Origin of the sequence: Paenibacillus plantarum, from assembly GCF_013141695.1 — a bacterium.
In the GTDB taxonomy this organism is placed as follows: domain Bacteria; phylum Bacillota; class Bacilli; order Paenibacillales; family NBRC-103111; genus Paenibacillus_E; species Paenibacillus_E plantarum.
Genome location: NZ_WHNY01000040.1, coordinates 17,968 through 44,443, shown reverse-complemented (window position 1 = coordinate 44,443; position 26,476 = coordinate 17,968). Strand labels below are relative to the sequence as shown.

Genomic DNA, 26,476 nt, shown 5'->3' with positions numbered 1-26,476 from the left:
GATCTAGATGAGCTTATTACAGTTTCGCTGGATTAAAATTAAAATGCTTGTTCCCTTGAATTCTCCTTTTCTAATCAAGTAAAATTAGTGTTTCTAAAGAAAATTTAGATTCTTGAGGAGCAAGCAATTTTGATAAGAGATGAGAAGAAATTAAACGCGACCCAGAATCCTTTTGTACTCATGCCCATCTTGTTGTTGATCTGGGGTTCAGTTGCAGCAGTTAGCAAGCTTGTATTAAATCGATTGGATAGCTATCAGGTTTTATTTTATATGTACGGCATGGGTGTGGTCATATTTGCAGTCATTTTAGTTATCAAAACGTGGGGGAAACCATTCAAGATTTGGAGGCTTTCGGAGTGGCTGCTTGTGCTCGCCTGCGGAGTATGTACGTTCTTATATGACTTTCTCTATCTAAAATCATTAGAGCTCATTCCAGCCGTTGAAGCGTCCATGCTAAATTATTTATTTCCTATTTTCATCGTTATCTTTGCTATTCCAATCCATAAAGAGAGGTTGAATACATTTAAAATCCTCTCCATCTTCATGGGTTTTGCGGGAACAATTCTACTGATTACGAAGGGCAATATCAGTAATTTCAGTTTTACGAGCCTGAGAGGCGATGTGTTGGCCATTCTTGCAGCCGTGTGCTGGGGATTATTTACGAATCTTGTGAAGAAAAACAAGAAAGACATGCTCACGAGTACCTTTGTGATGACCTTCATAGCCTGGCTATTGTCCATTGGGGGGATGCTGGTTTATTCACATGGAAAGCTGCTTCAGTCGATGGATTTTTATGGTGTTTTATGGTTATGCCTGAGTAATATCGTTTTCGGATTCTTCTTATATTTCAGGGCATTGAAGTACTCGTCAGCGTCATTAATCGCGAGTTTTACTTTTTTTGCCCCATTTGTAACACTTGTGTTTATTATGATTTTGTTGGGAGAGCGGCTGACTTGGCTGGATGGCCTTGCAGCTGTTCTCATCTTATTCAGTGTACCGGTACAGAAGCTAGGGGATGTCATTAAGAGGCGAAGGGGAGGACTTTTATGAAAATAAGCTGCCCACAACCACCTTAATCAAATAAATGGAAAACCTCCCGTTAATTTCAGCAGAATTAGGCTATTGCGCACTTTAGATGGATTAACTACAGCTAATTCTGCCATATTCGACGATTTCGATAGTATTATGGCGAATTAGCTACAGGAAATCCATTTATTTGTGAATTTCGCAAGGAAGGGATGAAATTAACTACATGAAATCCATTTATTTGCCTGGAGTGAGTCAATTCGGAGCAGGCAACATGGCCAGAAATGACTTCGATGCCGCCGAAAGGGGGACTCCGCGAAGTGTGGCTATCCCTATTTGACGCGCAGGGGGTGGGGAAGCTAGCGGAATTTCGATTAAATCGCCAGCAGCGAGTTCCTCGGCTACATAATTGCCGATGACGAATGCAAGGCCAAAGCCTCGTTTGGCGAACTGGACAAGGAGATCGATGCTACCCAGCTCGAACTCAGGTGTGAGAGTTACGCCTTCAGAGGTGGCGAAGTCATCGAGATGTCGCCGTGTACTTGCTCCATTTTCCAATAATAATAAGGGATAGTTGTGTAAATCTTCTAGCGATAACGAAGTTCCTGCTAGATGCGCATAGCTTTTTCCGCCGACAAGGCAGTCTTGAATGGCAGAACTCTCGCGAAAGTCGATTTGTTTGTCCGAAGCGGGAAGGCTGACGATTCCAAAGTCGATTTTACCCTCTTTAAGAAGTGCAATGGTTTCAGGTGTTGTACGGTTCGTTACGCGGATTCGCACGCCAGGAAATTGCTCGTGAAAAGCCTCTAGATACGGCAAAAGATAATACTTGCACAACGTATCGCTCGCCCCAATATTGATTTCCCCGCTATGTAAGCTATGCATGTCTGCGATGGCTTTTTCGCCAATTTTCATGAATTGAAATGCTTGCTCGACGTAACGAAATAATACTTCACCTTCAGCGGTAAGCGTGACACCTTTGGCCGTACGAAAAAAGAGTTGCCCGCCGAGCGCTGCTTCCAATTGCTTAATCGTATGACTCACCGCGGGTTGTGTAATATGCAGTACTTCTGCCGCTTTCGATAAACTTCCCGTATGGGTTGTCCAATAAAAGACACGGTACCACTCCAAATTAACATCCATTCACATTACCTCACTTTATATCTGGTATAACTTATATCAATTATTCTAATGTCATATGGGCAATTATAATAAGCATTGTCAGGTAAAACAAGTGTAGGAGGCGTTCGATGTGACTGTAACTGCGATAGTTGGTGCGAATTGGGGAGACGAAGGTAAGGGGAAGATGACGGATGTCTTAGCGGCACAATCATCTTATGTTGTTCGATACCAAGGAGGGAGCAATGCAGGTCATACGATCATTAATGACTATGGTAAATTTGCGTTGCGGATGCTGCCTTCAGGTGTGTTTTATTCCCATGTGACGAATGTAATAGGGCCGGGAACGGCACTTGATATCGATATCATGCTAGGCGAATTAGAAGAACTTGCAGCAAGAGGTGTCCCTAAACCGAAGTTGTTCATCTCGGAGCGGGCACAGGTTGTATTGTCTGTACATCGACTTTTCGACGAACTTGAAGAAGAGCGGCTCGGCGCTAGAAGTTATGGATCAACGAAGCGTGGGATTGCGCCATTTTACGCGGATAAATATGCAAAACTCGGCATTCAAGTTGCTGATTTATTTCATAAATCTCGCTTGAAAGAACGACTCGAGCATTTGCTTACGGCGAAAAATGTGCTACTCCAACATCTATATGGACGTGAAGCCATCCAGGCCGAAGAACTGTTGACACAGCTGTTGAGTCAGGCTGAGCGAATAGCACCTTATGTGTGTGACACAACAACGCTGCTTCAAAATGCCAATGCAAATGGAGACCTCATCGTAGTGGAAGGTCAACTCGGTGCTTTACGGGATCCGGATCATGGGATTTATCCGTATTCAACATCGTCATCGACGCTTGCTGGTTTTGCCTCTGTTGGGGCAGGGCTGCCAGCTAGATCTATCTCAGAGGTCATCGCGGTAGTCAAAGCCTACTCGAGCTGCGTTGGTGCAGGACCCTTCGTCTCCGAACTTGTGGGCAGCGAAGCCGAGGAATTACGTCGTCGCGGAGGCGATGCCGGTGAATATGGTGTAAACACGAAGCGTCCGAGACGTATGGGCTGGTTCGATGTCGTTGCAACCAAGTATGGCTGCATGATTCAGGGGGCGACAAGTGTCGCTTTAACAAATCTGGATGTGTTAGGTTACTTGGATGAAATTCCAGTCTGTGTCGGTTATGAATTGGCGGAGGGTACCATTGTTGATCAGTTTCCAGTCAATGCGTTGATGGATAAGGCTAAACCTGTTTTGTCGCGATTACCAGGTTGGAAATGTGATATCTCTCAGGTTAAACGGATGGAAGACCTTCCAGATGAGGCAAAGCACTACATTCAATTCGTCGAATCTGCCATCGGTTTGAAGATTTCAACGGTTTCTGTCGGGCCTAGACGCGAGCAAGTGATTCAGCGATAATTTCAGCAAGTATACTTTTAGCCGCCGCGAGGTAGCTCTCTCATAAATCGCGAAACATTGGGAAAAATAACCACCAAACATGTTTCGGAGGGGTTTTATGAAGAAGATGATGGTGGTTGTGTGCATGGTTGGGAGTGTCGTGGTTCATCCCGTTCAAAGTGATGCTGAAGTACTGATGCCGTGTAGTGCCGTTCTTGAATCTGTCGTTGCGGATCAAGTGAATGCCAAGGGGGCAGCTCTCGTTTACAAAGTGAAGCTAACGCCAAGTTTTCCGCGAACAAGTATTAGCATCCATGCGAATCATTTACCAGTGCTATCTGCGACTGGAGAATATGATGGGTATGAAGGGTTTGCTTTTATTCCAAATGAGATCAGCTGGCGATTCAAACTGTTCCCAACCCCTGAAGAAGGCGGTCCGACGTGGGCTGGAAGGATTGACGATATAACGGCTGATGTAACGAATAGTACGATGGAAGTTCGTTTATCGAATTCCAAAACGGGGAAATTAGGGCCAGTGATTTTAAGGAATAGGATGAATGCTTGTAAGTAATGGAAGGGTACACGAAGAATAGATTCATATAGGGGGATTTTACCATGCCGGAACATACCATTGAACAAAGATTAGAGTCACTTGGAATCACGCTTCCTAAGGCAAGTGAACCCTCAGCGAAATATGTGAATGTTGTGAAAGTGAACGGATTACTATATGTTTCTGGCAAGGGTCCATCCGGCAGTCCTAAAGGAAAATTGGGACAGGCGTACACAACACAAGAAGGTTATCACTTTGCTAGATTAACTGGTATCGAGATTCTTGCTGTTCTGCAATCTGCCTTAGGTTCTCTGGAGCACGTTAAGCAAGTTGTCAAACTGCAAGGATTCGTGAATGCTGTTCCTGAATTTGAAGAGCATCATTTGGTGCTGAATGGATGTTCGGATCTGATGCTGGATGTGTTCGGTGAAAAGGGGAAATCTGCCCGATCGGTCTTCGGAGCAGTTTCACTTAGAGATAACCTGCCGATTATTGTGGATTCTATTTTTGAAATAACGGATTGAGAATTCGAATACCTTACTATGAATGAGCGGGCGGTCCCATGATAAATCATGGATCGTGCCGCTCTAATTTATTTAGTGAAGCATAATGGTGGAATCAATGATATCATTGGGATAAGCAGTTATTGACCGTTGGGAAATTAAATGAACATCTCTATTTATTTTTCAAATAAAGTTTGGAGGTATTAAGAATTGAAAAAAGCAAGATGGAAGCTACTTACTTATGTACCTTTTCTAGCAGTTATCGTTATCATTGGCATCATTCAGTCTTTCATGTTAGCTAATGAAAATGTGAAGCCATATCCAGAACCATTCGGGCGCGCAACGGAATTACCACAGTTGGCCACCTATGGTGAATCTGTACAAATGTTTGATGATAGCAGTTTCACCTATATGGCCGGGAAAACACTAGAATTCGTCACGATTGATGAAGAGGGACGTAATCGTACGGAGAGTCGTCCTTTACCAGATGTTGGCAGTGTCCGTGACTATAAGATGATAGATAAGGATCATATGATTTGGATCGGGGACGGCAATAAACTGTATGAGAGTGAATGGAAGAGTGGTTCATGGAGTTCGAAGAACACACTCATGGAGAACGAGATCCTTCGTGTGCAAACAGTGGTTGGTCCCAAAGGGAATAGCGTTATGCTAGCGTACAATGATTCAACGCTGTATGTCGGTGAATTTCATCCGAATACCCGGCTTAGCTGGACGAAACTTGATATAGCGAATGTGAAGCAAGTTCATGGTGTATGGGATACCTCTGGGAGTAGCCTATCTCTTGTTTACGCCGTCAGTAAAGATGGCAGCGAATCCTTTCACTACGTGAAACTAGCAGAGACATCCTGGAAGCCACTTGTGCAGATGAAACTGAAGGACGTGGATTATGCAACGAGCAGCTTGGATGATATGGCGCTAGGTGTAGATGGTTCTACATTTATTACCGCGTATACAACGAGCTCACGCAAATCTGGTAAAAGCACCTTACATATGCTCACTTTCCCAGCGAATCAACCGGATAAGATACAGGATGAGGTCCTTAATCTGCCTGTTACAAAGGGGAACGATTCCGATACCATTTTGCATCCTACATTTACGCAATCATCTACTGGTGAAAAAACGCTTGTCGTTTCGTCCGTGTATGAGAAAAATAGGCGTCAAACGAGTCAAGAGGTGTACACGATTGGCTTTCAGGATGGTAAAATGTTGAATGCTACGCGGATTAGCCAATTCGGTGGTTTTGCCGTATATCCGATGTTTGCTTCGAACAAGGGGAGTTCACTAGCCATATGGCTCGATGCTGTAAACGCAGAGACGTTTCGTGTCTACTATGCTACTGATCAGCTTCCTTATGCGGAGCGAATGAACAGGATTCATACAGAGGACATTCAACAAGCTGCTGGGAATTTACCGTTGTTTTGGGGGATTGGCGTACTCACAGCACTAATTAGCTTAAAATGGATCCTATTGCCTGGCCTTTATTTAATCGTGCTCAGTGTATTTTGGCAATATCATTATGACGAGCATGCGAAGCGGCACTTTGGCCTATCTATGGCGATGTATCTCGTTGTCAAAGCGTTATTTATTGGCGATTATCGGCAACCGATTGCGCTGCAGGTAATGCCGGATTTCTTGCAATCAGTTTGGGTTAGCTTGATTTTACTTGTTCTGTTAGCTGCAATTTCTTATTGGTTGACCCGCTTATGGAGAAAAGGTTTGACCGAACGGAATGTTGGACTTGAGATGTTTTACTTCGTAGTTCTTGATGTTTTCATGACGAATATGTGGTATTCATTCTTTATGTCACCTGCAACCCTTTCATGATGTTCGTGTAAAAGAATTGAAAATAATGGCATTCATTGTTATGATAGAGGAACTAATAAACGATGTGTGACTGGCGGAGCATGGGGAACCATGAGGGAGCATATCGATAATGGCCGTACGCCTGGGCAAGAGGTAAGGGGAAATCCCCTTACCTCTTTATGTTTGAACTTAACTTGAGAGGGATGATAAGATGAGCGCGGAAACCGTAATCTTGGATGGTAATCGAGTGGCAGCAGACATGAAAGAGGCGCTGAAAAGTAGAATTGATCAATTAGCCGGGAAGGGGATCACTCCTTGCTTGGCTACGATTCTGGTCGGTGGAGATCCATCGTCAGCTACTTATGTGAAAATGAAAGGAAACGCATGTAAACGACTTGGTATCAGGTCGATTCGAATTGAACTTCCCGAGCATACTTCGACAGCAGATTTGATTGCTGAAATTCAGAAGCTGAATGTTGACCCAAGCGTTCATGGAATTTTATTACAACATCCAGTACCTCATCATATTGACGAAAGGGCTGCGTTTGAAGCGATTGGTATCGAGAAAGATGTTGATGGCGTAACAACGCTTGGATTTGCTCAAAATGCCTTTGGCTTTGCCGATTTCCCTTCTTGTACACCGGCGGCGATACTTGCTATCATGGATTATTATCGCATTTCAATGGAAGGCAAGCACGCTGTTGTTATAGGGCGAAGCCCCATTCTCGGAAAACCCGTTTCCCTGATGTTACTCAATCGGAATGCGACAGTAACGACATGCCATTCGAAGACGGCGAATTTATCAGAGATGGTACAGTTAGCTGATATTGTGGTAGCGGCAGTTGGGAAACCGAAATTTGTGCAAGGGAATTGGATTAAACAAGGGGCCGTCGTGTTGGATGCGGGGTATAACGAAGGCAACATTGGGGATGTTGATTATGAGGCCTGTAAGGATAGAGCATCAGCAATTACCCCTGTTCCTGCAGGAGTAGGACCTGTCACGATAGCCACCTTGTTGAAACATACCGTCGATGCGGCAGAAAAGTTAGCGTAATTGAAGTCGAGAAGGGGGAGCAAAATGAAATTGTTTCACGTCAGTGAAGAAAAAGCTATTTCTATTTTCAAACCTAGACTGCCTTCAAGAAAAGATCTGGACCCAACCAAAGGCTTAGTGTGGGCGATTGATGAGAAATGTTTCCCCAATTTCCTAACGCCTCGGAACTGTCCGAGAGTTACTTTTTATGCCAATGAGGCAACTACAGAGGAAGATAAAAAGCACTATTTGTCTTCAAATGTCATGCAACACGTCGTGGCAATTGAGCATAAATGGTTTGAAATCATGAAGAATACAACATTATATATCTATGAATTTGATTCATCAGATTTCTATGAGCGAGATCTTGGAGCGGGTTACTATGTGAGTGAACAATCACAAGTTCCCATACGTCAATTTGAAATAAATGATCTATTCGGTGAGCTTTTTAAAAGGAATATCGAAGTCCGGATCCTAGCAAATTTGTGGGATTTATCGGATAAAATACAGCAATCGAGTTTTCAGTATTCGATGTGTCGGATGGGCTTTGCCGAGCAGAGGTCATCTTGAATTCGGAGCAGATTTATGAAAATTGTGTAAGAACATATGGGGGGATTATTTTGACTTTGACAATCTATGTTGTGGATGCTTTCACGGATCAAGTATTCAATGGAAATCCGGCTGCTGTTTGTTTAACTTCTGATCCTCTTGATGATGAGTTAATGCAACGAATTGCTTCAGAAATGAATTTGTCAGAAACAGCTTTTTTATTTCCTCTTCAAGACGGGTATTCCCTTAGATGGTTTACGCCTAATTCTGAGGTTGATTTATGCGGACACGCTACATTGGCTAGCGCGCATATGTTGTGGGCAACGGGCATTATACCACTGAACCAACAAGCAAGTTTCTTTACCAAAAGTGGATTATTAACTGCAGTAAAACATGATTCTTGGATTCAACTCAATTTTCCGTCAGAACCTGTAAACGCATGTGAATATCCTTCCGAATTGGTGGATGCACTTCAAATTGATCCTCTATATGTTGGACGGAATAGATTCGATTACTTCATTGAAGTTGAGTCTGAAGACATCATTAAGCGTCTAAGTCCTAATTTCTCTTTGTTGCGGACGATTCAAACAAGAGGGATCAATGTGACAAGTCGCTCGAAAGAGTATGACTTTGTTTCGAGATGTTTTTTCCCAGCAGTCGGTGTAGATGAGGATCCTGTAACCGGTTCTTCACATTGTGGTCTTGCGCCATATTGGGGCGAAAAATTAAATAAAACAGATTTGTATGCGTATCAGGCATCCGCAAGAGGCGGTATACTAAAAATTATTTTACATGAAAACAGAGTTCTACTGTCAGGCCAAGCAGTAATGGTTATGAAGAGCGAGTTGTTCATCTAGCATAAGGAGAGGTAGAAATGGCGCGCATTTTATTTATAAATGGTGGATCCGAGGGACATATCAATCCAACGATCGGAGTCGTGCAGGAGCTGATTTCCCGTGGCGAAGAGGTTGTGTACTTTTGCATAGAAGCATTTAGAGAGCGAATCGAGAAGACGGGGGCTACCGTACGAACATTTGACGACCAAAAGTTTATAAAAGCCTTCATCTCAGGTGGTAGAAACTACATGTTGGAGAGAATTAACGGTTTATTACTTACCGCAGACATTGTTATACCAAGCGTGCTTGAACAGATCAAAGATGAGAAATTCGATTATATCATTCATGATTCCATGTTCGGTTGTGGACGTATACTTGCTCAACTTCTTAAACTTCCTGCAATTAATTCTTGTACGTCTTTTGCGCAGTCCAAAGAATCCATTGATCAGGAGATAGAACAATTCTTAAGCAACGTTTCTGCTGAAATTACTAAACCCATTTATGATCAATTTCAAAACCTGACCATGATGGTGAAGGGGAAATATGATGTAGAGATCCATTCTCCTTATGAAGTATTATGTAGTCCAGCAACGCTTACAATCGTGTATACCACTAGGGAGTTTCAACCGAATGGTGAATCGTTCGACAAGTCCTATCAATTCGTGGGGCCATCGATCTCAATGCGATTACGCTCAGAAAACAATGATTTTGAAGAAATCCAAGTTAAAAAACCTATTTATATCTCTTTGGGAACCGTATTTAACCGATCCATTGATTTCTATAAACTTTGTATAGCAGCATTGGGGAATACGGAACATACCATTGTCATGTCCATTGGGAACAACGTTCAAATATCTGACTTAGGCGAAATTCCACCTAACTTTACTGTGAAACCCTATGTTCCACAAACCGAATTGCTGCCCTACACGAAATTATTTATCACACATGGTGGCATGAATAGTACGCATGAAGGTCTCTACTTCGGGGTTCCACTCCTTGTCATCCCACAAAGCGCTGATCAGCCGATGATTGCTAGCCAAGTCGAAAGTATCGGAGCAGGTGTGACTTTGCAAATGCAAATTTTGAGTGCTGAGCAACTATTGGAAGCGGTGGATCAGGTGTTAAGTGAGCCATCGTTTGTGACTGCTGTTGCACAAATAAGGGAATCTTTTCGAGAATCAGGTGGGTATCGTCAGGCTGTTGATGAGATTTTTAGGTTTAAAAGGGAATATGGGATTAAATAGAATGGAGACCCTCAGCATGAAGCCGGGGGTCTATTTTTTTCGAAAAATAGATTCCTGATTATGGTAAAATATGCTGTGTGGATTTTAAATTTGTAAATGGAAGGTGTGTACAATTAGTATGTCTGATGAATTAAGCAAAGAAATACTGGAAGAATTGAAGAAATTAAACGAAAAAATCGATCAATTGCAAACGTCAAAAGGGTTGTCGACACCAATGAAGTTTGTTGCCATATTGTTAGGGTTCGTGGTAATTGGTCCTACGATTACAATTTTAATATCTCGGTTGTTTAATTAACAAATAGTCACAATCCCTGATTGTGTTGGCATAATGACTACGATTTGAAATGGAGATTCAACAAATGAGAATGCATACAGATCCCAAAGGAGATGCCTACGCGCAAGTCATCGATTTGGCGATACGAAACTCGGAATGTTTTGTACTTAGCGAAAGACTATGGCATCTTGCAGATGGGGAGCAGAAGCTATACACAAGCGTGTTAGTAGCGTTAGAGCCTTACTTGGTGAAAACAATCATCATCCAAGGCGAGAATATCGAAGATGTTATTCAAATTAAAGAACAATATCGCAGTCATGCTTTTTATACCGCGGGAACTTATTATTTGTATAGATGCTGTGGAGAAAGCGGGAATCTGCTGAAGCAGATGGCCAATAAGTTGTCGGATTGGATCTTCCCTAAACTTCCGGAAGACTTATGTTTTTTGAAAGAAGGTGGCGGAGACTACCTGTACTCGATTGTCCATGAAGATGAGTATGGGATGGATGTAACTGAGGAAGAAGCAATGGGATTGATGGATCAAATGACAGGACTTTTTCTAAGAATAGAGGCTCACAAGAACTTTGATCGTCTACTAGACGATGCCATTAAACATAAAACGGATAGGCTATATATTAGTCGACATCATGTAACGGAGTTGCCCGAGAAAATTCGGGAGCTTACAGAGCTGCGAGAGCTAGTCATTTTTGAACAAGATCTTTACTACTTGCCTGAGGAGCTATTTGAGTTAAGTAAGCTAGAAAGTTTGACCATCCAAACAGCTGATTTGGCGTATATTCCAGCATCCATCGCGAAGTTGAAGAACCTTAGAGTACTTTGCATACAATGCGGAAGCTCGGATCGACCGACTCCGGGATTTCAGATAAAGTCGAAGGAAGAAATCAGCCTGAACGCCTTACCAGCAGAAATTGGAGAGCTTGAGAAACTGGAACAGTTAACAATACAATATACCTCGATTCATGAGTTACCGGTCGAAATAATGAAGCTGAAGAAGCTGCGATTTTTAAACGTAGCCATGTGTATGATGGATCTGAAGCCTGATTTTCTCAATGAAATGGAGCAATTGGCCTATATTAATTTGTCTCGAGATTCGTTATGGGAAACTGAGTGATAAGAGGAGAGAGAGGAGCTTGCCATGAGGCAACTTCTTTTTTTTGTGTGATGAGGTGTAGATTGCTGGTTACAAGCTGTGAAGCGGAGGGAGGGAGTGATGGAGGAGACGCCAAACGAATAGATGGATTTTTTACAGTTAAATTTAGGGGATTCCCCTTCAAACACAGAATAGAAGGAAAAAACGCAGTTAATTTTAACCATTTAACCCGATCTCAACAAAAGTGGCAGTTTTAACTACATGTTTTACAGTTAAATCGATTATTCGAGAAATTTTCTAGAAAATAAATGGATATTTTCCAGCTAATTCAAATTTATCGAGCGGAACCCCAGATTTAATTACAATAAGTCGAAACAATCAATCACCAAATGAGTCAAATAATGGAAGGGTTAACCACGCATCATGGAATCTGTTTATCGAAGGAGGTAAAGATGGCCTATTTCCGTTTGATTGTTTTGGTGCTGTTCGTTGAAGTTACGATAACAGTGGCAGTGAGTTTCGGCATTTACTTTGGATTTTCGATCTATCCGTATACGCTGACAACGTTAACTCCATCAGGGGCTGCTGTTCAGTCAGCTGGTTTTAACGCAACGATTCCTTTGTATATGCCTTCACTTGTTGATTTGAAAGTTCCATATTCGCTGCTAAGGGGAGCCACTCCAGCTTGGGGAGTAGCAGCATTCCTAGTCTCTGCAGGCTTAATGGGCATACAAAGTTTTATTCGAGGAATGTACCTAGGCGGTCTGAAAGGATGGGTGTTGAACCAGGGGAAAGTCCCACTATTCGCAAGTGGGCGCAAATATTTTGGCGATATGATTGCATGGACGATTTTTCAATTCGTGACTGGCGCGGCGATGATCTTCTTCGCAGCTGCTTTTTTTCCAATTGGCATCATCTTGATCATTGTTTTAATGTGTTATTCACTCACGCCATATTTAATCGTTCTCGAAAATATCAGCTTCAGTACTGCTTTGGCAAAGGCTACGGGTACGTTTAGGCGAAATTTTGGTGCCATGCTGCCACTCGCGTTGCTTGCGATGATTTGCACGCTACTTGTGAGTTTGTTCCGTTCACTAACACCACCGTGGGGATACGCAGTACCGTTGCTTGCATACGCATGTGTGGGAACTATGTTGATCGATAAGCTTATGCAAATACTAGCAGAGAAGCTTAGGATTACCCCTGAGCAGCAGAGTACGATTCAGCCGACTGATGAAATTCGAACTCGCGGCTTGGTCAACGTTGTAGTTGTGCTGCTAATTCCAGTATTACTCTTTACAGGAATATTTACTGCTTCTGGAAAGCACTTAAGGATGTTCGACTTCGGTAGTAAAAAACAGATCGAAGGTATTTCGTATCTGACAAGTTTCTCCGATGTGTACTATGCGTCTAAGACGAGGTATACAGCGTATTTGTGGCAGTCAGCCGAATACAAGATAGCAATCAAGCTTCCAGATATAACCGGCGATCGTAAGCCTGACGAATTGCGAGGCATAGCAGAGATCACGTGGCAGATGGATGAGAATATTCGTACAGCACAAGGGAACTCAACTCAAATCGACGTGAAGCCAATCATGCACAAGAGCCAGTTGATGTATAGGCTAGTCAAAGAGACCACTATGGATGGCCATGTTTATTATTCTAGTTTGAGAGGCTCATCTTCGATTCTGCCAGGTGACGTGGAGCCGCGTGAGCCATTATCCGTACAAATCATGGTTAGTGGAGATGGCAGTCAAATATTTGTTATACAATACCCAACACGCTTCGATATTTCGCCTGTATTCCGGGTTTCGGATGACGGGAAATATGTGATCACAGGAACCAGTCCAGTGAATCCAATGGATTTCCACACCTATTGGTTCACTGCAGATCAACGAACCGATCACATGTTCAATTTACTGGCTGCCAAAAACCAATTGAATGACACCGCAATGTTTAACCGAGCTTACCTTGCACTTGCTGCTGCTATGCAGGAAGGAGATGGACGTACGGTCGTTAATCTGCTTGAGACGATGCGGAAGTCCGGTGTAGACGTGAAAGCACCTGAATGGGATATCCAGACGTGGACGGATAACTTACATCATCGATATCAAGATGCAAGCTTACCTAATTTCCTAGAGCTGCTGTCAAAGGCAGGCATGCAAGGGGGATATGAAGTCACAGAGACATCTGACAACAAGGAGGAAGAGGTTGGTGCTTACCATCTAGAGGTACCGTTCCCTGATGGCGTTGTACCGATAACGTTCAAGGAATCTAAGGTAGATGGCAAGCTGTTGTCTATCCATGTCATGGAGTAGAAGATAATTGGATACGAGAGTGCCTCTAAAGCCAAGTATGTGGCGGGGCACTCTTTTTCCATATTAAAAAAAGCAATAAAACAATAACAAAACGCTAAAATTCAATAATGTTTTATTGTAAAACGATAAATTATATGGTAAATTCAAATCAATAATTATGAAAGAGGTGCTTTTGGTGAAACAAGGATCAACATTATTTTTGAAAATCGCAGTCGTACTTATTGGCCTCCCTGTACTTGCACTGTGCATATTCGTGGTACCGGAGTTTGGGAGATATGCCGTAGAGTTATATCCAGGAAAGACTTATCTGCAATATCTCTTTTACCTTGATATCTATGCAACGGCGATACCCTTTTACTTTGCCTTATATCAGGCTTTCAAGCTGTTAAGTTATATTGATAAGAACGTTGCCTTCTCAGAATTATCTGTAAAAGCATTGAAAAATATCAAATACTGTGCAAACACAATCAGTATCTTATATGTGCTAGGCTTGCCGCTCTTTTATCTCATTGCGGAGAGAGACGACGCCCCTGGTCTCATCGTTATTGGTTTGAGCTTTATATTTGCTTCCAGTGTAATTGCTGTTTTCGCCGCTGTTCTTCAAAGGCTTTTGCAAGAAGCGATCGATATTAAATCAGAAAATGACTTCATAGTCTGAGGTGAATGAAATGGCGATAATAATCAATATTGATGTGATGCTGGCTAAAAGGAAAATGAGCGTGACAGAACTTTCGGAAAGGGTTGGCATTACGCTAGCTAATCTGTCTATTTTGAAAAATGGTAAGGCCAAAGCGATTCGAATATCTACGTTGGAAGCGATATGTAAGGCTTTGGATTGTCAGCCTGGGGATATCTTAGAATTCAAAAGTGACGAGGAAACGTAAGACTAATACGTTTGGTTAATATACATGGAGGAGGGATACTAGTGGACAGTAACAACCTGATCATTGAACATATGGGCAATCCCCGTGAGCTTGAGCGAATGTTTCGAAAAGAACCTGAAGCATTCAGGAAAACATTCGCCTACGCCTGGGAACAAAACCCGAATTCACAGGTGCTTGCCACTTGGAATGAGAGATTGCACTTCAAAGAAGATGTACATACAGAAAAGGCGTCCTTGTTTCAAAAGGATTTCTTTATCATGGGCATTTTGGCGATACTGGCAGGGATCATCACACGGATCATTTTCCATTTTGTTGAACAAGAAACAATAGCTCCAATCAATCTTGCTTTTGGCGTGCTACCATTTATAGCGACTTACTTTGTGTGTAACAATCCCCCACGGCGAAATGTTATTTATACACTTGCAGGGCTGTTTCTTGTCTCCGTCATTTATGTGAATATACTGCCACTCAAGCAGAATGACAGTATCCTGTTATCTTATATTCATCTTCCCATCTTCCTATGGGTATTAGTGGGGCTAGCTTTTACAGGAAATGAATATAAACATGGCAGCATTCGGTTAGCCTATCTGAAATTTAATGGTGAACTTGGCATACTTTACGCGACAATGGCCATAAGTGGTGTATTATTAACAGGTTTAACTATGCAGTTATTTAGATTTGTGGGCATGGATATTGCTGATTTTTATTTCAAAAATGTCGTGTTATTTGGAGCTGTTGCGCTATCCCTTGTGGCGACCTATCTCGTTTCTCGCAATCTTAAACTTGCCAAAAATATCGCGCCTTATATCGCTAAGATTTTCAGTCCACTCGTGTTGGTAACCTTGTTGGTCTATCTCATAACGGTTATAGGGGTTGGGAAAAATCCGTTCATGGATCGGGATTTCTTGCTTTCCTTCAATGGCATACTGCTTTGTGTACTAGCCGTTACCATTTTCTCCATTACAGAAAGTGGCACAGATGCGAAAAAGAATATTTCAGATTATATAAACTTTGCTTTACTTGTGCTAGCACTTATAATTGATAGCGTGGCCGTATCAGCCATCGTGTTCAGACTTTCCTCTTATGGGATTACGCCTAACCGAATTGCTGTTCTAGGAGTCAATATATTGATTTGGGCCAATCTGATTTGGATTATGGTTTCATATCTGCTTTTCTTACGAAACAAAACAGGACCCTCTGCCATCCAAGACGCTGTTACGAAGTATTTGCCAGTCTATGGGATTTGGGCTGCTTTTGTTGCATTTACGTTTCCTTTCATTTTCAAATAAAATAGTGATACCAATGGAGTGTAACCGACATGGGAAGAGAACGTTTAAGACCTATTTACAATGCTGGTGAATCACTGTTGAAGGAAATTCAACGTACGCAGGTCCCTGTGGATGGGGTTGCCATTTGGAGTTTGGGTCAAGCTGGGGCGTTGATTAAAGGCGGCAGTTCAGACGAAGTTATTTGTATTGATCCCTATCTAAGTTATTCAATTGAATTGGAAAATCCTGATACGGAATTTAAAAGGGAAATTCCTCCGCCGCTTACGCCTCAGGAGCTAGATGTAAACATCGTATTGCTCACGCATTTCCATAATGATCATATGGATTTAACTACGGTCAAGGGTGTTTCTGAGGCTCATCCAGAGACAACATTCGTGGCACCAGCTTCACATGTGAATTTATTGCATGAAGTTGACGTGGATGCAAGCCGAATCATTGCTGCCAAGCAAGAGCAGATGATTTCTCGAGAAGGCGTAACCATTACCCCTGTTGCGGGAGCGCACACAGCGTATGAGACCGATCAGGATGGGAATCAGTACTATTTGGGTTATTTTATTGAAATCAACGGCGTGAGAATCTTCCATACGGGAGACACGGTTGTCACACCAGAGTTGATTGAGCATGCCAAGAAATTTCAGCCTCATGTAACACTTCTGCCGATTAATGGAGGCGATTATGCACGTACTTCCAGAGGAATTGTAGGCAATATGAACTTCCGTGAAGGGGCAGATTTCGGCGTTGAGATTGGGTCGGATCTACTAATTCCTATCCACTTTGATATGTTTTCCAATAATCGTGATAATCCGGCTTACTTCGTTGATTATTTGTTCCACACGTACCCTGCGCAGAAGTTCCATATGATGTCCGCGGGAGAGCGATTTATCTATTTTAAATAATTGATTTAGATTGTATGGAGAAAGGACTGCCTTATGGTAGTTCTTTTTTGTGTTTCGTAAGGTGATTTTCTTAGAATAGATCATATTTTTGTATAAATAAAAGATCCACTTCGTCGTTATTTCTTGGTATATTAAATAGGGAGAAATGAACTTATACGCCGTTAGGGAGGAATGTACATGTACACATTTGGATGGTGCAATGGGATTCAAGAAGCGGAGAGACTTGGGCGATTGGGCTTTGATTATATCGAATGCGCGCTCGTAGCATTAAATTTAGAGGATGAGGCAGATTTCGCCGTCAAGCTTCCCATGTATTTGAACAGTCCGCTTCCCGTACAGGCATTCAGTATATTTTTTCCAGGAGACTTGAAAGTAGTCGGTCCAGAAGCCGATGAGGAAAGAATCCGACGATATGTGCATAAAGCTGCAAGCGCTTTAAATAAAATCGGGGCCAAAACGGCTGTTCTCGGCAGTGGAAAAGCACGTCATTTTCCTGAGGGTTGGGAACGTAATCGCGCAGAGCAACAGCTTCTTCAACTACTCGCACGAATCGGAGATGAGTTCGAAGGAACAGGTGTTACACTAGCCATTGAGCCCTTGAATCGTAAGGAATCCAATATCATTAACACGGTTTCGGAGGCAGTGATGTTGGCCAAGCAGGTGAATCTTCCGACGATTCGAGTTTTGGCAGATTTCTACCATATGGATGAGGAGCAAGATCCGATTACCACCCTGATTGAAAATAAGGATTGGCTCCAGCATATTCATCTTGCGGATACGGGGCGGTTGTCACCTGGCACAGGTCAATATCCTTATGCTCAATTCGCGGCGGCATTGAAAGCATCAGGCTATGCGGGGATGATTTCAGCGGAGTGTACAGTTCATGATCCTGAGAAAGAATTCGCGGCAAGTTTGGCTTTTATGAGAGAGAAGTTCATGTAGTGTTCCTATCGAATTGAAAAGGATTTAGCCAAGAGGGGTCGAAATATATAATACCGAGTAATTAACTATGATTTCATTTTTCGGGAATTAGGCAGATAAGGTTGTGACGCATTTGTTAAAAGATAAAATTCTTAGAAGAGAACCAGGTATCATAACTTACGGTATGACACCTCCTAAGGAAACACATTCGCTAGAGAAAATGGCTGAAATTTCACACAAACAGTGTGAGCGACTTCAGAAACTTCAAATAGATGGCTTAATTCTCTATGATGTTCAGGAGGAAAGTGATCGTATCGATGAAGATCGTCCTTTTCCTTATTTACAGACGGTTGACCCGACTACCTACAGTAAGACGTATTTGAGCAATTTACATGTCCCGAAAATTATTTATCGATGTGTGGGGAAATACACAGAGGAACAGCTGGCAGAATGGATTCAAGCTGATCTTGATGAGGGGCGATTCTCCGTATTTGTGGGGGCTTCCTCCAGTAAACAAGAGGTTCAAATGGGTCTGCCAGAAGCGTATGCGTTAAGCAGAAAGCTGAATGACAAACTAACTTTAGGGGCCGTCGTCATCCCTGAAAGACACATGAAAAAAAATGATGAACATCTCAGAATGATCAACAAAATAGCGAGTGGCAGTCGGTTTTTCATTTCCCAAGCGACCTATAACGTTGAAGCGTCGAAGAACTTCTTATCGGATTATTATTATCATTGTAAAGAAAATAAGCTCGATATGGTGCCGATCCTCATGAATATTGCGCCGTGCGGCTCGACGAAGACGCTTGAATTTATGAAATGGCTTGGTATCTCCATTCCGAAATGGTTGGAAAATGATTTGAAGTATTCGCAGGATGTCTTGGATAAATCCGTATCGGTTTCCCTACAAATATTTGAAGAAATTTTCGAATTTGGCCTGGAAAAAGGGATTCCGATTGGGTGCAGTGTCGAAAGTGTCTCCACGCGAAAAGTTGAAATCGAAGCTTCGATTCAATTGGTGCATGAGATCAAAGCTATGATGGCGAAGAAAATGAGATCATCGTTTGTTTTTTGAGTGTACGCCAGAAGAAGGAGCAAATCTGCGTTAGCAGCTGCTCCTTGTTTTTCATTTTAGCTAACTAAAGGGGAATCTCATTGATCATACAAAGTTATGTGAACGAAATGACAGAGGTTTTACAAGCATGTGGTTTTACGGAAAGCGAAATTCTAACAGGTTTGGCCTATATAGAAGGCAACATCTTGAAAGATGAATTGATCGTAAGCGTAGCCCCTAAAGATTTCAAATTACTGCAACGGGAACAGCGTCGCAAAACATGGGCATTGCTATCAACGTTGAGGAAGAAGAAAGTAGATTCTGAAAGGATCGGAAGATACTTATCACTTTTTATACACATAGGTAAGGACAGTTTTCTAGAAACTAGCGCCGATTTCAATATGGAGGACGCCTTGTGGCGAAGAGGATGTTTACGTCTTGTCACCCAATATGAAGTTCCTTACACCATCGTTTGGGAATGGATGCTAGCGAAGAGCAAATTTGTCGATTATCGAGGAAATCCAGAGTCGTATGCCTTGGAATTTGTGGAATTACTGGCGCAAAGCGAGCCTGACCTATTGCACAAGTTGTATCCGGATCAGGATGTTGCTGTGCAGCCATATATCGCTGCTTTGTTAACCAAGCATAACGGTGAAGATTATGAAGCTTTAGCATGGTTTGAAAACCATTTTCACCAACTTGCCTCTGCTGATCTTTTGGATACAGATAAAAGAAGTCAATTGAGAAATTGTGTTTATTTGGCTGTTACAGTTAAGAATCACAGTCGTGTTGCATTCGAATACTTGAAAAAGCTGATTAATGAGGACCCGAATGCTTTTGTAACTAATTGTAGAATGGCCTTTTATCATAATCGTGACAAGGAATTACGTAAAATCCCTGGTATGTTGGAAGAGTTTGGAGCTCTTCGTGAGCACTATCTCATTAACCTGGCTGAGCCTGGTCTTGGAAGTCGTGACGGGTCTTATGATGATGTTTTGAGAGAAGAATTCGCTGATCGACCGGAGAGCTTTAGGAAAGCAATTGAGATGTCACATGGTTTGAAAACCATTCATTTGTGCCGAATCGTCTGGGAAAAAGATGAGGAGAAGCCTTACTTAAGCGAAGCTCTTCGGGAATTTGCAAGTTATTTGGAAAGCTTAATTCCGAATGATCCTCAATTACATGCCTACTTCCGAGGAGAGATCCCTTTTAGTGATGTTGAACGTTACTTACGTCATCTACATGAGACTTCAACAGGGTCTAATTATCGTAGACTGCTTGATTTGAAGGATCTGCGCAACCTTTCCGAGATGTTCGACAGAGGATTATGTTTCTTAGCTTATGCCGACATGGAAACGTTATGGATCATGGGCAGCTGGATGTCGGATAAAGGATTCACCGTGACAGAGCTTGCTGATCGAATGACTAACGCAGGTGGTGATAGCAGCATCTTGCTCCCGATGATTGTTACGAAATCTTATGCACAACATTCCTCGGGGGATGAGGCCTACAACCAGACAGGATATCAGTATTTAAAATCTTATATACGGGTTCAAGGGGAAGTCATAGTAGCCCTTCTTCAGGACTCGGAGGATAATAAATATACGAAGAAGTTTCTTCTCGAAGAGCTTTACCAATCTAATAATGAAAAGTACATACCTCTCATTTCCACGTATCTGAAGGATGATAATAAAGTGGTAAGGGATACCAGTATCACTTTGCTTAGGGAATATCCTGCAGCTTTGCCTTTTGTGAAACCATATCTTATTCATAAGAAGCCTGCAATCAGAGAGTCAGCTGTGCAACTCTTGAGCAGCTGGAATGATGAGCCTTCTCATGTAGAGCTCGAGCTATTGCTACACTCAGAAAAGAATGAAAAAATCAAAATGCTTATTCTAAATATTTTAAAAGAAAAGCCGGAGATCACACATCAAGAACCGATTAGCCAAGACGATATCGCATCCTATTGCATGTCCAAACTCATACATGCTAAGCTTCAACAACTAGACTGGATTCCATTTGATGAATTACCGCTTATCCGATTAAAAGCGAATCAACAAGTTATTGAACCTGTCATTAGCCAATATTTGTTCTATACGTATGCCATTCAGAATGAGATCGTTATGAATTGGGAAGCTCGGTCGGTGGCAGAACATTTGGAACCAGAGGACCTTTCTCAAGTTGCTTGGTCTCTATTACAGCACTGGCTAGAATCAGGTGCCGAAGTTCAAAAGAAATGGATTATGGCTTTTGCGACCATGTTTGGCGATGAGCGATCGATTAACCAACTTCACTCTTGTATTCTGAAGTGGCCATTAGAGTCGAGAATAGCTCTAGCGGCAGACACAGTGAAAGCATTAGTGCTTTCAAAGAAGAATTCTGGCTTACTTATTGTTGATCAATTGGCTAGAAAGAGCAAGTTTAAGCAATTAAAGAAAACAGCTCTGGAAGCTTTAGCTAAAGCTGCTAAAGAACTTGATATCGATCCAGAGGAACTTGCCGACCGCATCATTTCTAATCTAGGTTTCAATTCGACTGGTCAGCAAGTATTCCAATTTGGCGATTCAGAGCTGAAGCTGATACTTACGAATAAGTTGGAAATCCGAATTGAGGATGCAGGAGGCAATACCTACAAATCCTTGCCGACGCCAAGGAAACATGAGGATGGAAAGCAAATTAAATCAGCAATGGATGACTTCAAACAGTTGAAGAAAGAGCTGAAGCTTGTTAAGGATTCCATCACTATCCGCTTAGAACAAGCGATGTCTACGCGGCGATATTGGACGAAGCAAGCGTGGGAATCGCTTTTTAAAGAGAATGCCATCTTACATTTCTTTGCACGCTCTTTAATATGGGGGACGTATACGGAGGGGAAAGAATTGCAGAATACCTTCCTCTATCTGGATGACGGGAGTTATATTTCTGCGGATCATTGTGTAGTTGTTCTGGAAGAGAATAGCTATATTCGACTTAGTCACCCGCTAGAATTGAAACAAGCTTCCCTTGAATTATGGAGAGAGCAGTTGGAAAAACTTGAGATTACTCAGCCTGTCGCACAACTTGATCGTAAGGTGTTTAGACCTGAGCAAGGTGAATCTCTGCGTATTGAGCACTTTGGTGGCGTGCAAGTAAATGGATTCTCGTTACTAGGGAAGTTAACAAAGGCTGGTTGGCAGCGCGGCTCCATCGTAGATGGGGGAGGTTATGATGAATTTTTCAAAGAGAATGAACACCTTGGGGTTGGCGTGAATTTAACCTTTAGTGGAACTTCGGCAGGGTATGAGGATGAAACTGTGACGGTATATGATCTTGTCTTTTATATAGCAGGTAAAGTGAAGAGGGGCCCTTACATTTACAGTAACATCCAAGAGGAAGAGTTGATACGCCCATCGGATATTCCAAATTATTTTTATAGCGAAATTCTGTATGATGTAGATCAAGCGTTGTCAGCACGAGTTGGCTTTGTGGAAGATTGGAAGTAAAATAGGGTTGAAAAGAGTTTTTCAAATCGGAGAGGATGAGTTAGGAATGGCCATAAACCATGAATCTCAAATTGGAGAAGTTCTGTCAACCAGTCGTTATGCAACACATTCTTTTAGTAAACAGACTTTCGAGGGCATTAGGCTCCTGGCTGGACTAGGGGTGGAAGGTGATGCACACATGGGAACGACGGTAAAGCATCGCTCTCGTGTTGCGCAAAATCCGAATCAACCGAATCTTCGCCAGGTTCACCTCATTCATTCGGAGTTATTCGACGAATTAGAAGGTTCAGGTTTTCATGTAGAGCCTGGTCAATTGGGTGAAAACATTACAACACGTGGCATAGATTTACTTGGACTGCCAACTGGAACAAAGCTAACCATCGGTGTGGATGCTGTCATTGAAATTACTGGACTCCGCAATCCATGCGCGCAAATCGATCATTTCCAGACGGGGCTGTTGCAAGCCGTATTGGATCATGATGCAAATGGCAACCTCATCCGAAAGGCAGGAGTGATGGGGATCGTGTTATCTGGTGGCGAAGTTCGAGTTGGAGACGAAATCCGCGTTATCCTACCTGTAGAGCCCTATCGTCCGCTCGAACGAGTATAGAGAATGAAAGGAAATCGGGATGAAAACAATTGGATTAATTGGTGGTATGAGTTGGGAATCCTCTTTGCTCTATTACCAAATCATCAATCAGCGGGTAAAGGAAAAATTAGGTGGGCATCATTCGGCCAAAAGCCTCATGTACTCGGTGGATTTTCATGAGATCAAGACGCTTCAGCATGAGGGTAAATGGGAAGAAGCGACAAGTGTCATGATCGATTCCGCTCAAAAACTGGCATCTGCCGGTTCGGATTGCATCGTCATCTGTACGAATACGATGCACAAGATGGCCAAAGAAGTTGAAGACGCCGTATCGATCCCGTTGCTACATATTGCGGATGCTACTGCCATAGAAATCGTAAAAGCTGGAATTAAGAAAGTTGCTTTACTCGGCACAGCCTTTACGATGGAACAAGATTTCTACAAAGGAAGACTTATAGACAAATATGATCTTGAAGTACTCGTCCCTCCTGCAGACTCGAGGAAAATTGTTCATGATATTATATACGAAGAGTTATGTCTCGGAACGATAAAGGAGGATTCCAAGCAATCCTATGTAGAGATCATCCGAGATTTAGTTAATGAAGGAGCAGAAGCAGTTATTTTGGGCTGTACGGAAATTACGCTATTAATAGCTCAGCAAGATGCGACGGTTCCTTTATTCGACACAACGAAAATTCATGCTGAATATGCGGTTGATTTTGCATTAAGGGATGTTGAACATGATTTATGAGATAACGACACGGTGGGATGAAGCGCTTTGGGAGAAAGCGGAGCACGTATACAATGAAGCCTTTCCTGAACATGGTAGAAAAAATCGTGCACTCATTCGAAGCATGTTCGAAAGAGGGATTTGTATGATGCACACTTGGAGCCTTGATGGAGATGTGGTTGCAATGGCTCTTACCGCGTTGAATACCAAAGCACGAATTCTTATTATCGATTATATTGCGGTTCTCCAAGAGCAGCGAGGCCATGGTGTAGGTTTGGCATGTATGCGTGACATTCGAAATTGGGCAGAGAACGAAGCAGGATGCCTGGGCATCGTCATTGAGGTCGAGGCGGAAACTTCCAAGGAAAATACGGATCGGATTCGATTCTGGGAAAAAGCCGGATTTCATTTGACCGATTATGTGCACACGTATATATGGGTTCCTGAAACCTATCGGGCTATGTATATGAGCTTTGGGGCGTTCGAACAGCAGGACGGGAGACAATTGTTCGATTATATTACCGAGTATCATGAGAAAGCCTATCGTGTAAAAGGGTAATGAGAATAGCCCACTCCTTGATTAGGAGGGGCTATTTCTGATAATCTTTTTGGTTGCGCTATATTTGAATAGCATACGTAATAGTGGGGGTACCGCAAAGAATATGAAAAAAGTGCGAAATAACTGATAGCCAACAACGACGGATAAATTAGCATTAATCTCGTGAGCGATGATCCCCATCTGGTCCATTCCACCTGGCGCGAGACTGAGTAAAGCCGTTGATTTGGAGATGGCATGCAGCTGCATGAAGATAAAACTGAGTCCAAATGAGCCTAGAAGAAGCACTAGACTACTGCCAATTGAAAGCGAAATGATCTGAACTTTGTTGTTGAGTTGGGCTGGTTTGAGCATTAATCCTACCTGGATACCAATCATGATCTGTGCTGCATTAATTAGACTTGTTGGCAGTGCCGGTCCATGAAGCCCAAGGAGTTGAATGATTGCCGTACTGAAGGTAGGACCGAGCAAGAAGGCAGTTGGAAATTTGATTTTATGACCTAGAAGTGCGCAACTGATACTGACTACGGCGAAAATGAAGATCTTCGGTGATAGGGCACCCCAGCTTGCAGTCGTTGTCGTTACCGATTGAATCAGAGTTTGGGCGGTATGCTGATTACCCATAATCGGACTAAACACCAGTAACGGCACACTGATAACGATCATCATGAGGCGAATGACTTGTAAAACGGTCACGATAGTTAAATTGATACCCTCTGTCTCTTCAGCCAAAATAACCATTTGAGTAAGCCCGCCAGGTATGCTTCCGAGCAATGCTGTTTTGAAGTTAATCCGAGATAGCTTGGATATGACGTAGGCAAGTAATACGCAGAGTAGCATTAAAAGCAGTGTCATGAGCAGCATGGAAGGCAGTTGAATCGCCATTTCATGTAAAGCTGTCGCAGTCATGGAGAGACCAATCGTGTATCCGACAATGATGAGTCCTGCATTTCTAATCGGGGTAGGCCATGCATATCGCTCTTTGAACACATTGGAACCAATCAATACCGCGATCATCGGGCCAAGCAGCCATGGGATGGGAATATGTAGAAGTTGGAACACGTAACCACCTAACAGGGCAGTAATGAGAGCTACAAACAGCTTCATGGGTTTATTTAAGGAAATCTTATTTATTGCCATGGATCCAATTCACCACCTTGACAGAACTGTACTTATGTTAGCACAGTTCTACTATGCGTTCAAATAGGTCACATGTAAGGCTAAAACCAACACGGAAAGTCGAGGTAATTCATTGTGATTTTAAGAAGGATGTATCGTGCGGAATGGCAAACAGGGATGAAGGAAGTAGGTGTAAAAGCACTAGAACTAGACAAACAAGCACAATTGCTGGTAGCCCAAGGTGAGCTAATGACAGCTGCAGCCTTCGTCTGGCGGGACAATCTATTCCTGTACTATGAGTGCATGAGCCGAGAGGTGTTACCTGATGAAGTGGCTGGAGCTGCTGTCCCTTTTTTGAAGGAATGGCCTGGGCAGGCACAACCTCGGAAGTGGATCTTGATGATTGATGTGTTTCATTTTAATGAGCCTGCAAGCGCTGAGCACTGGTTGAGAAAAGAGCCCGTGTTATCCCGGGTGGGAAGGGTTGCACATTTGAAGCCTGAGATGATGAGCAGTTACATCTATTATCATTATCAGCTGCAAGAGGAACGTGCTTTCCATGGGGAAAAGTATGAAATGATTGCGATGCATGAGAACCTTCTATTCGGGTATCAAGAATTTCCCAAAGTCATTGAGGAGCCTGTTGTGACTGGGCGTCTAAGCACGAAAGGGACCCCTGAGAATTGGAACGATTCGCGGATGGATCTGCATTTTCAGCCATGGGAAGAGGATGGTCATTTGTATTTTAAACCGATAGATCAAGTGTTTGCTTATTATGTGGGGGATTTGAAGGAATAAGGAGGATAGTGCGGTGAATTTTAAATTAATGGATTTACGAAATCATCTTAATGAGTTGAAAGAAGTAGAAAACAATGCGTATTATGAATTTCTAAAGGTATCGTCAATGAGTGTAGGCTTATATAAATTGAATAAAGGTGAACTGGATAAACAAAAACCACATACAGAAGATGAGGTTTATTTCATCATTGAAGGTGAAGCATCGTTTCAGAATGGAGATACAATTACACAAATAAGCAAAGGGGACGTTCTATTCGTAGAGGCTCATAAGGACCATAGATTCTTTGATATTACGGAAGATTTAACTACTTTAGTTTTCTTTTCGCCTGCAGAACACGCCAATAAATAGTGTGCGAATGTAAAAAGACACCTGAGGGG

Annotated in this window: 25 protein-coding genes and 1 riboswitch; of the genes, 23 read left to right on the top strand and 2 right to left on the bottom strand. The window is 42.5% G+C overall.

The features are described 5' to 3' along the window. Window positions 1-129 precede the first annotated feature (129 nt). The gene (locus tag GC096_RS12395; protein ID WP_246302727.1) at window positions 130-1,050 is read left to right on the top strand and encodes a DMT family transporter; all 921 of its coding nucleotides are present in this window, start codon (window positions 130-132) and stop codon (window positions 1,048-1,050) included. Between the two features lie 231 nt (window positions 1,051-1,281). On the opposite strand, the gene GC096_RS12390 is transcribed toward GC096_RS12395, so the two are convergent. Then, window positions 1,282-2,169, bottom strand: a complete 888-nt coding sequence (locus GC096_RS12390) for a LysR family transcriptional regulator (protein WP_171630539.1) — start codon at window positions 2,167-2,169, stop codon at window positions 1,282-1,284. A 109-nt stretch (window positions 2,170-2,278) separates the two neighbouring features. Here GC096_RS12390 and GC096_RS12385 point away from each other — a divergent pair, with 109 nt between their 5' ends. The 20 genes from GC096_RS12385 to GC096_RS12290 all read left to right on the top strand — a co-directional run bounded on the left by GC096_RS12385 (window position 2,279) and on the right by GC096_RS12290 (window position 24,184). After that, window positions 2,279-3,559 carry an adenylosuccinate synthase gene (locus GC096_RS12385; RefSeq protein ID WP_171630538.1) on the top strand — a complete coding sequence of 427 codons (1,281 nt, stop codon included), beginning with the start codon at window positions 2,279-2,281 and terminating at the stop codon, window positions 3,557-3,559. Between the two features lie 97 nt (window positions 3,560-3,656). Continuing rightward, window positions 3,657-4,109 (top strand): YoqH family protein, encoded by a 453-nt coding sequence (locus tag GC096_RS12380; RefSeq protein WP_171630537.1) that lies wholly within the window; start codon window positions 3,657-3,659, stop codon window positions 4,107-4,109. A 44-nt stretch (window positions 4,110-4,153) separates the two neighbouring features. Next, entirely contained in the window at window positions 4,154-4,612 is a 459-nt protein-coding gene (locus GC096_RS12375) for a RidA family protein (protein WP_171630536.1), read from the top strand. Between the two features lie 189 nt (window positions 4,613-4,801). After that, window positions 4,802-6,436, top strand: a complete 1,635-nt coding sequence (locus GC096_RS12370) for a hypothetical protein (RefSeq protein ID WP_171630535.1) — start codon at window positions 4,802-4,804, stop codon at window positions 6,434-6,436. Between the two features lie 56 nt (window positions 6,437-6,492). Continuing rightward, window positions 6,493-6,570, top strand: a riboswitch (ZMP/ZTP riboswitch). A 56-nt stretch (window positions 6,571-6,626) separates the two neighbouring features. After that, a complete protein-coding gene (locus GC096_RS12365) occupies window positions 6,627-7,469 on the top strand; it encodes a bifunctional 5,10-methylenetetrahydrofolate dehydrogenase/5,10-methenyltetrahydrofolate cyclohydrolase (protein WP_171630534.1) in 843 nt (280 codons plus the stop codon). A gap of 24 nt (window positions 7,470-7,493) precedes the next feature. Further along, window positions 7,494-8,018 carry a DUF6886 family protein gene (locus tag GC096_RS12360; protein WP_171630533.1) on the top strand — a complete coding sequence of 175 codons (525 nt, stop codon included), beginning with the start codon at window positions 7,494-7,496 and terminating at the stop codon, window positions 8,016-8,018. Between the two features lie 50 nt (window positions 8,019-8,068). Then, window positions 8,069-8,854 carry a PhzF family protein gene (locus GC096_RS12355; protein WP_171630532.1) on the top strand — a complete coding sequence of 262 codons (786 nt, stop codon included), beginning with the start codon at window positions 8,069-8,071 and terminating at the stop codon, window positions 8,852-8,854. Between the two features lie 17 nt (window positions 8,855-8,871). After that, window positions 8,872-10,077, top strand: coding sequence for a macrolide family glycosyltransferase (locus GC096_RS12350; protein WP_171630531.1), 1,206 nt, complete (start codon window positions 8,872-8,874; stop codon window positions 10,075-10,077). A 359-nt stretch (window positions 10,078-10,436) separates the two neighbouring features. Further along, entirely contained in the window at window positions 10,437-11,483 is a 1,047-nt protein-coding gene (locus GC096_RS12345; RefSeq protein WP_171630530.1) for a leucine-rich repeat domain-containing protein, read from the top strand. Window positions 11,484-11,914: 431 nt separating this feature from the next. After that, on the top strand, window positions 11,915-13,780 hold the full coding sequence (locus GC096_RS12340) for a hypothetical protein (RefSeq protein WP_171630529.1): 1,866 nt from the start codon (window positions 11,915-11,917) through the stop codon (window positions 13,778-13,780). Window positions 13,781-13,955: 175 nt separating this feature from the next. Then, window positions 13,956-14,438 (top strand): DUF2975 domain-containing protein, encoded by a 483-nt coding sequence (locus tag GC096_RS12335; RefSeq protein WP_171630528.1) that lies wholly within the window; start codon window positions 13,956-13,958, stop codon window positions 14,436-14,438. 10 nt (window positions 14,439-14,448) lie between these two features. Continuing rightward, window positions 14,449-14,664 (top strand): helix-turn-helix domain-containing protein, encoded by a 216-nt coding sequence (locus GC096_RS12330; RefSeq protein WP_171630527.1) that lies wholly within the window; start codon window positions 14,449-14,451, stop codon window positions 14,662-14,664. 41 nt (window positions 14,665-14,705) lie between these two features. Further along, entirely contained in the window at window positions 14,706-15,953 is a 1,248-nt protein-coding gene (locus GC096_RS12325; protein WP_171630526.1) for a DUF4153 domain-containing protein, read from the top strand. Window positions 15,954-15,982: 29 nt separating this feature from the next. Then, window positions 15,983-16,849 (top strand): MBL fold metallo-hydrolase, encoded by an 867-nt coding sequence (locus GC096_RS12320; protein WP_171630525.1) that lies wholly within the window; start codon window positions 15,983-15,985, stop codon window positions 16,847-16,849. 177 nt (window positions 16,850-17,026) lie between these two features. Further along, entirely contained in the window at window positions 17,027-17,791 is a 765-nt protein-coding gene (locus GC096_RS12315) for a sugar phosphate isomerase/epimerase family protein (RefSeq protein WP_171630524.1), read from the top strand. A 103-nt stretch (window positions 17,792-17,894) separates the two neighbouring features. Continuing rightward, window positions 17,895-18,845 (top strand): methylenetetrahydrofolate reductase, encoded by a 951-nt coding sequence (locus tag GC096_RS12310; protein ID WP_312886253.1) that lies wholly within the window; start codon window positions 17,895-17,897, stop codon window positions 18,843-18,845. An 80-nt stretch (window positions 18,846-18,925) separates the two neighbouring features. Further along, window positions 18,926-22,306, top strand: coding sequence for a DUF4132 domain-containing protein (locus GC096_RS12305; RefSeq protein ID WP_171630522.1), 3,381 nt, complete (start codon window positions 18,926-18,928; stop codon window positions 22,304-22,306). 46 nt (window positions 22,307-22,352) lie between these two features. Continuing rightward, window positions 22,353-22,916, top strand: coding sequence for an MOSC domain-containing protein (locus tag GC096_RS12300; RefSeq protein WP_171630521.1), 564 nt, complete (start codon window positions 22,353-22,355; stop codon window positions 22,914-22,916). 19 nt (window positions 22,917-22,935) lie between these two features. After that, window positions 22,936-23,646 (top strand): aspartate/glutamate racemase family protein, encoded by a 711-nt coding sequence (locus GC096_RS12295; protein ID WP_171630520.1) that lies wholly within the window; start codon window positions 22,936-22,938, stop codon window positions 23,644-23,646. Next, complete coding sequence (locus tag GC096_RS12290; protein WP_171630519.1) at window positions 23,636-24,184, top strand: GNAT family N-acetyltransferase; 549 nt, start codon at window positions 23,636-23,638, stop codon at window positions 24,182-24,184. Before GC096_RS12295 ends, GC096_RS12290 begins: the two co-directional genes overlap by 11 nt. A 21-nt stretch (window positions 24,185-24,205) precedes the next feature. Here GC096_RS12290 and GC096_RS12285 read toward each other — a convergent pair whose 3' ends face one another. Next, the gene (locus GC096_RS12285) at window positions 24,206-25,321 is read right to left on the bottom strand and encodes an AbrB family protein (protein ID WP_171630518.1); all 1,116 of its coding nucleotides are present in this window, start codon (window positions 25,319-25,321) and stop codon (window positions 24,206-24,208) included. A gap of 114 nt (window positions 25,322-25,435) precedes the next feature. Here GC096_RS12285 and GC096_RS12280 point away from each other — a divergent pair, with 114 nt between their 5' ends. Continuing rightward, window positions 25,436-26,098, top strand: a complete 663-nt coding sequence (locus GC096_RS12280) for a hypothetical protein (protein WP_171630517.1) — start codon at window positions 25,436-25,438, stop codon at window positions 26,096-26,098. A gap of 13 nt (window positions 26,099-26,111) precedes the next feature. Further along, the gene (locus tag GC096_RS12275; RefSeq protein WP_171630516.1) at window positions 26,112-26,447 is read left to right on the top strand and encodes a cupin domain-containing protein; all 336 of its coding nucleotides are present in this window, start codon (window positions 26,112-26,114) and stop codon (window positions 26,445-26,447) included. The last annotated feature ends 29 nt before the right edge of the window (window positions 26,448-26,476 follow it).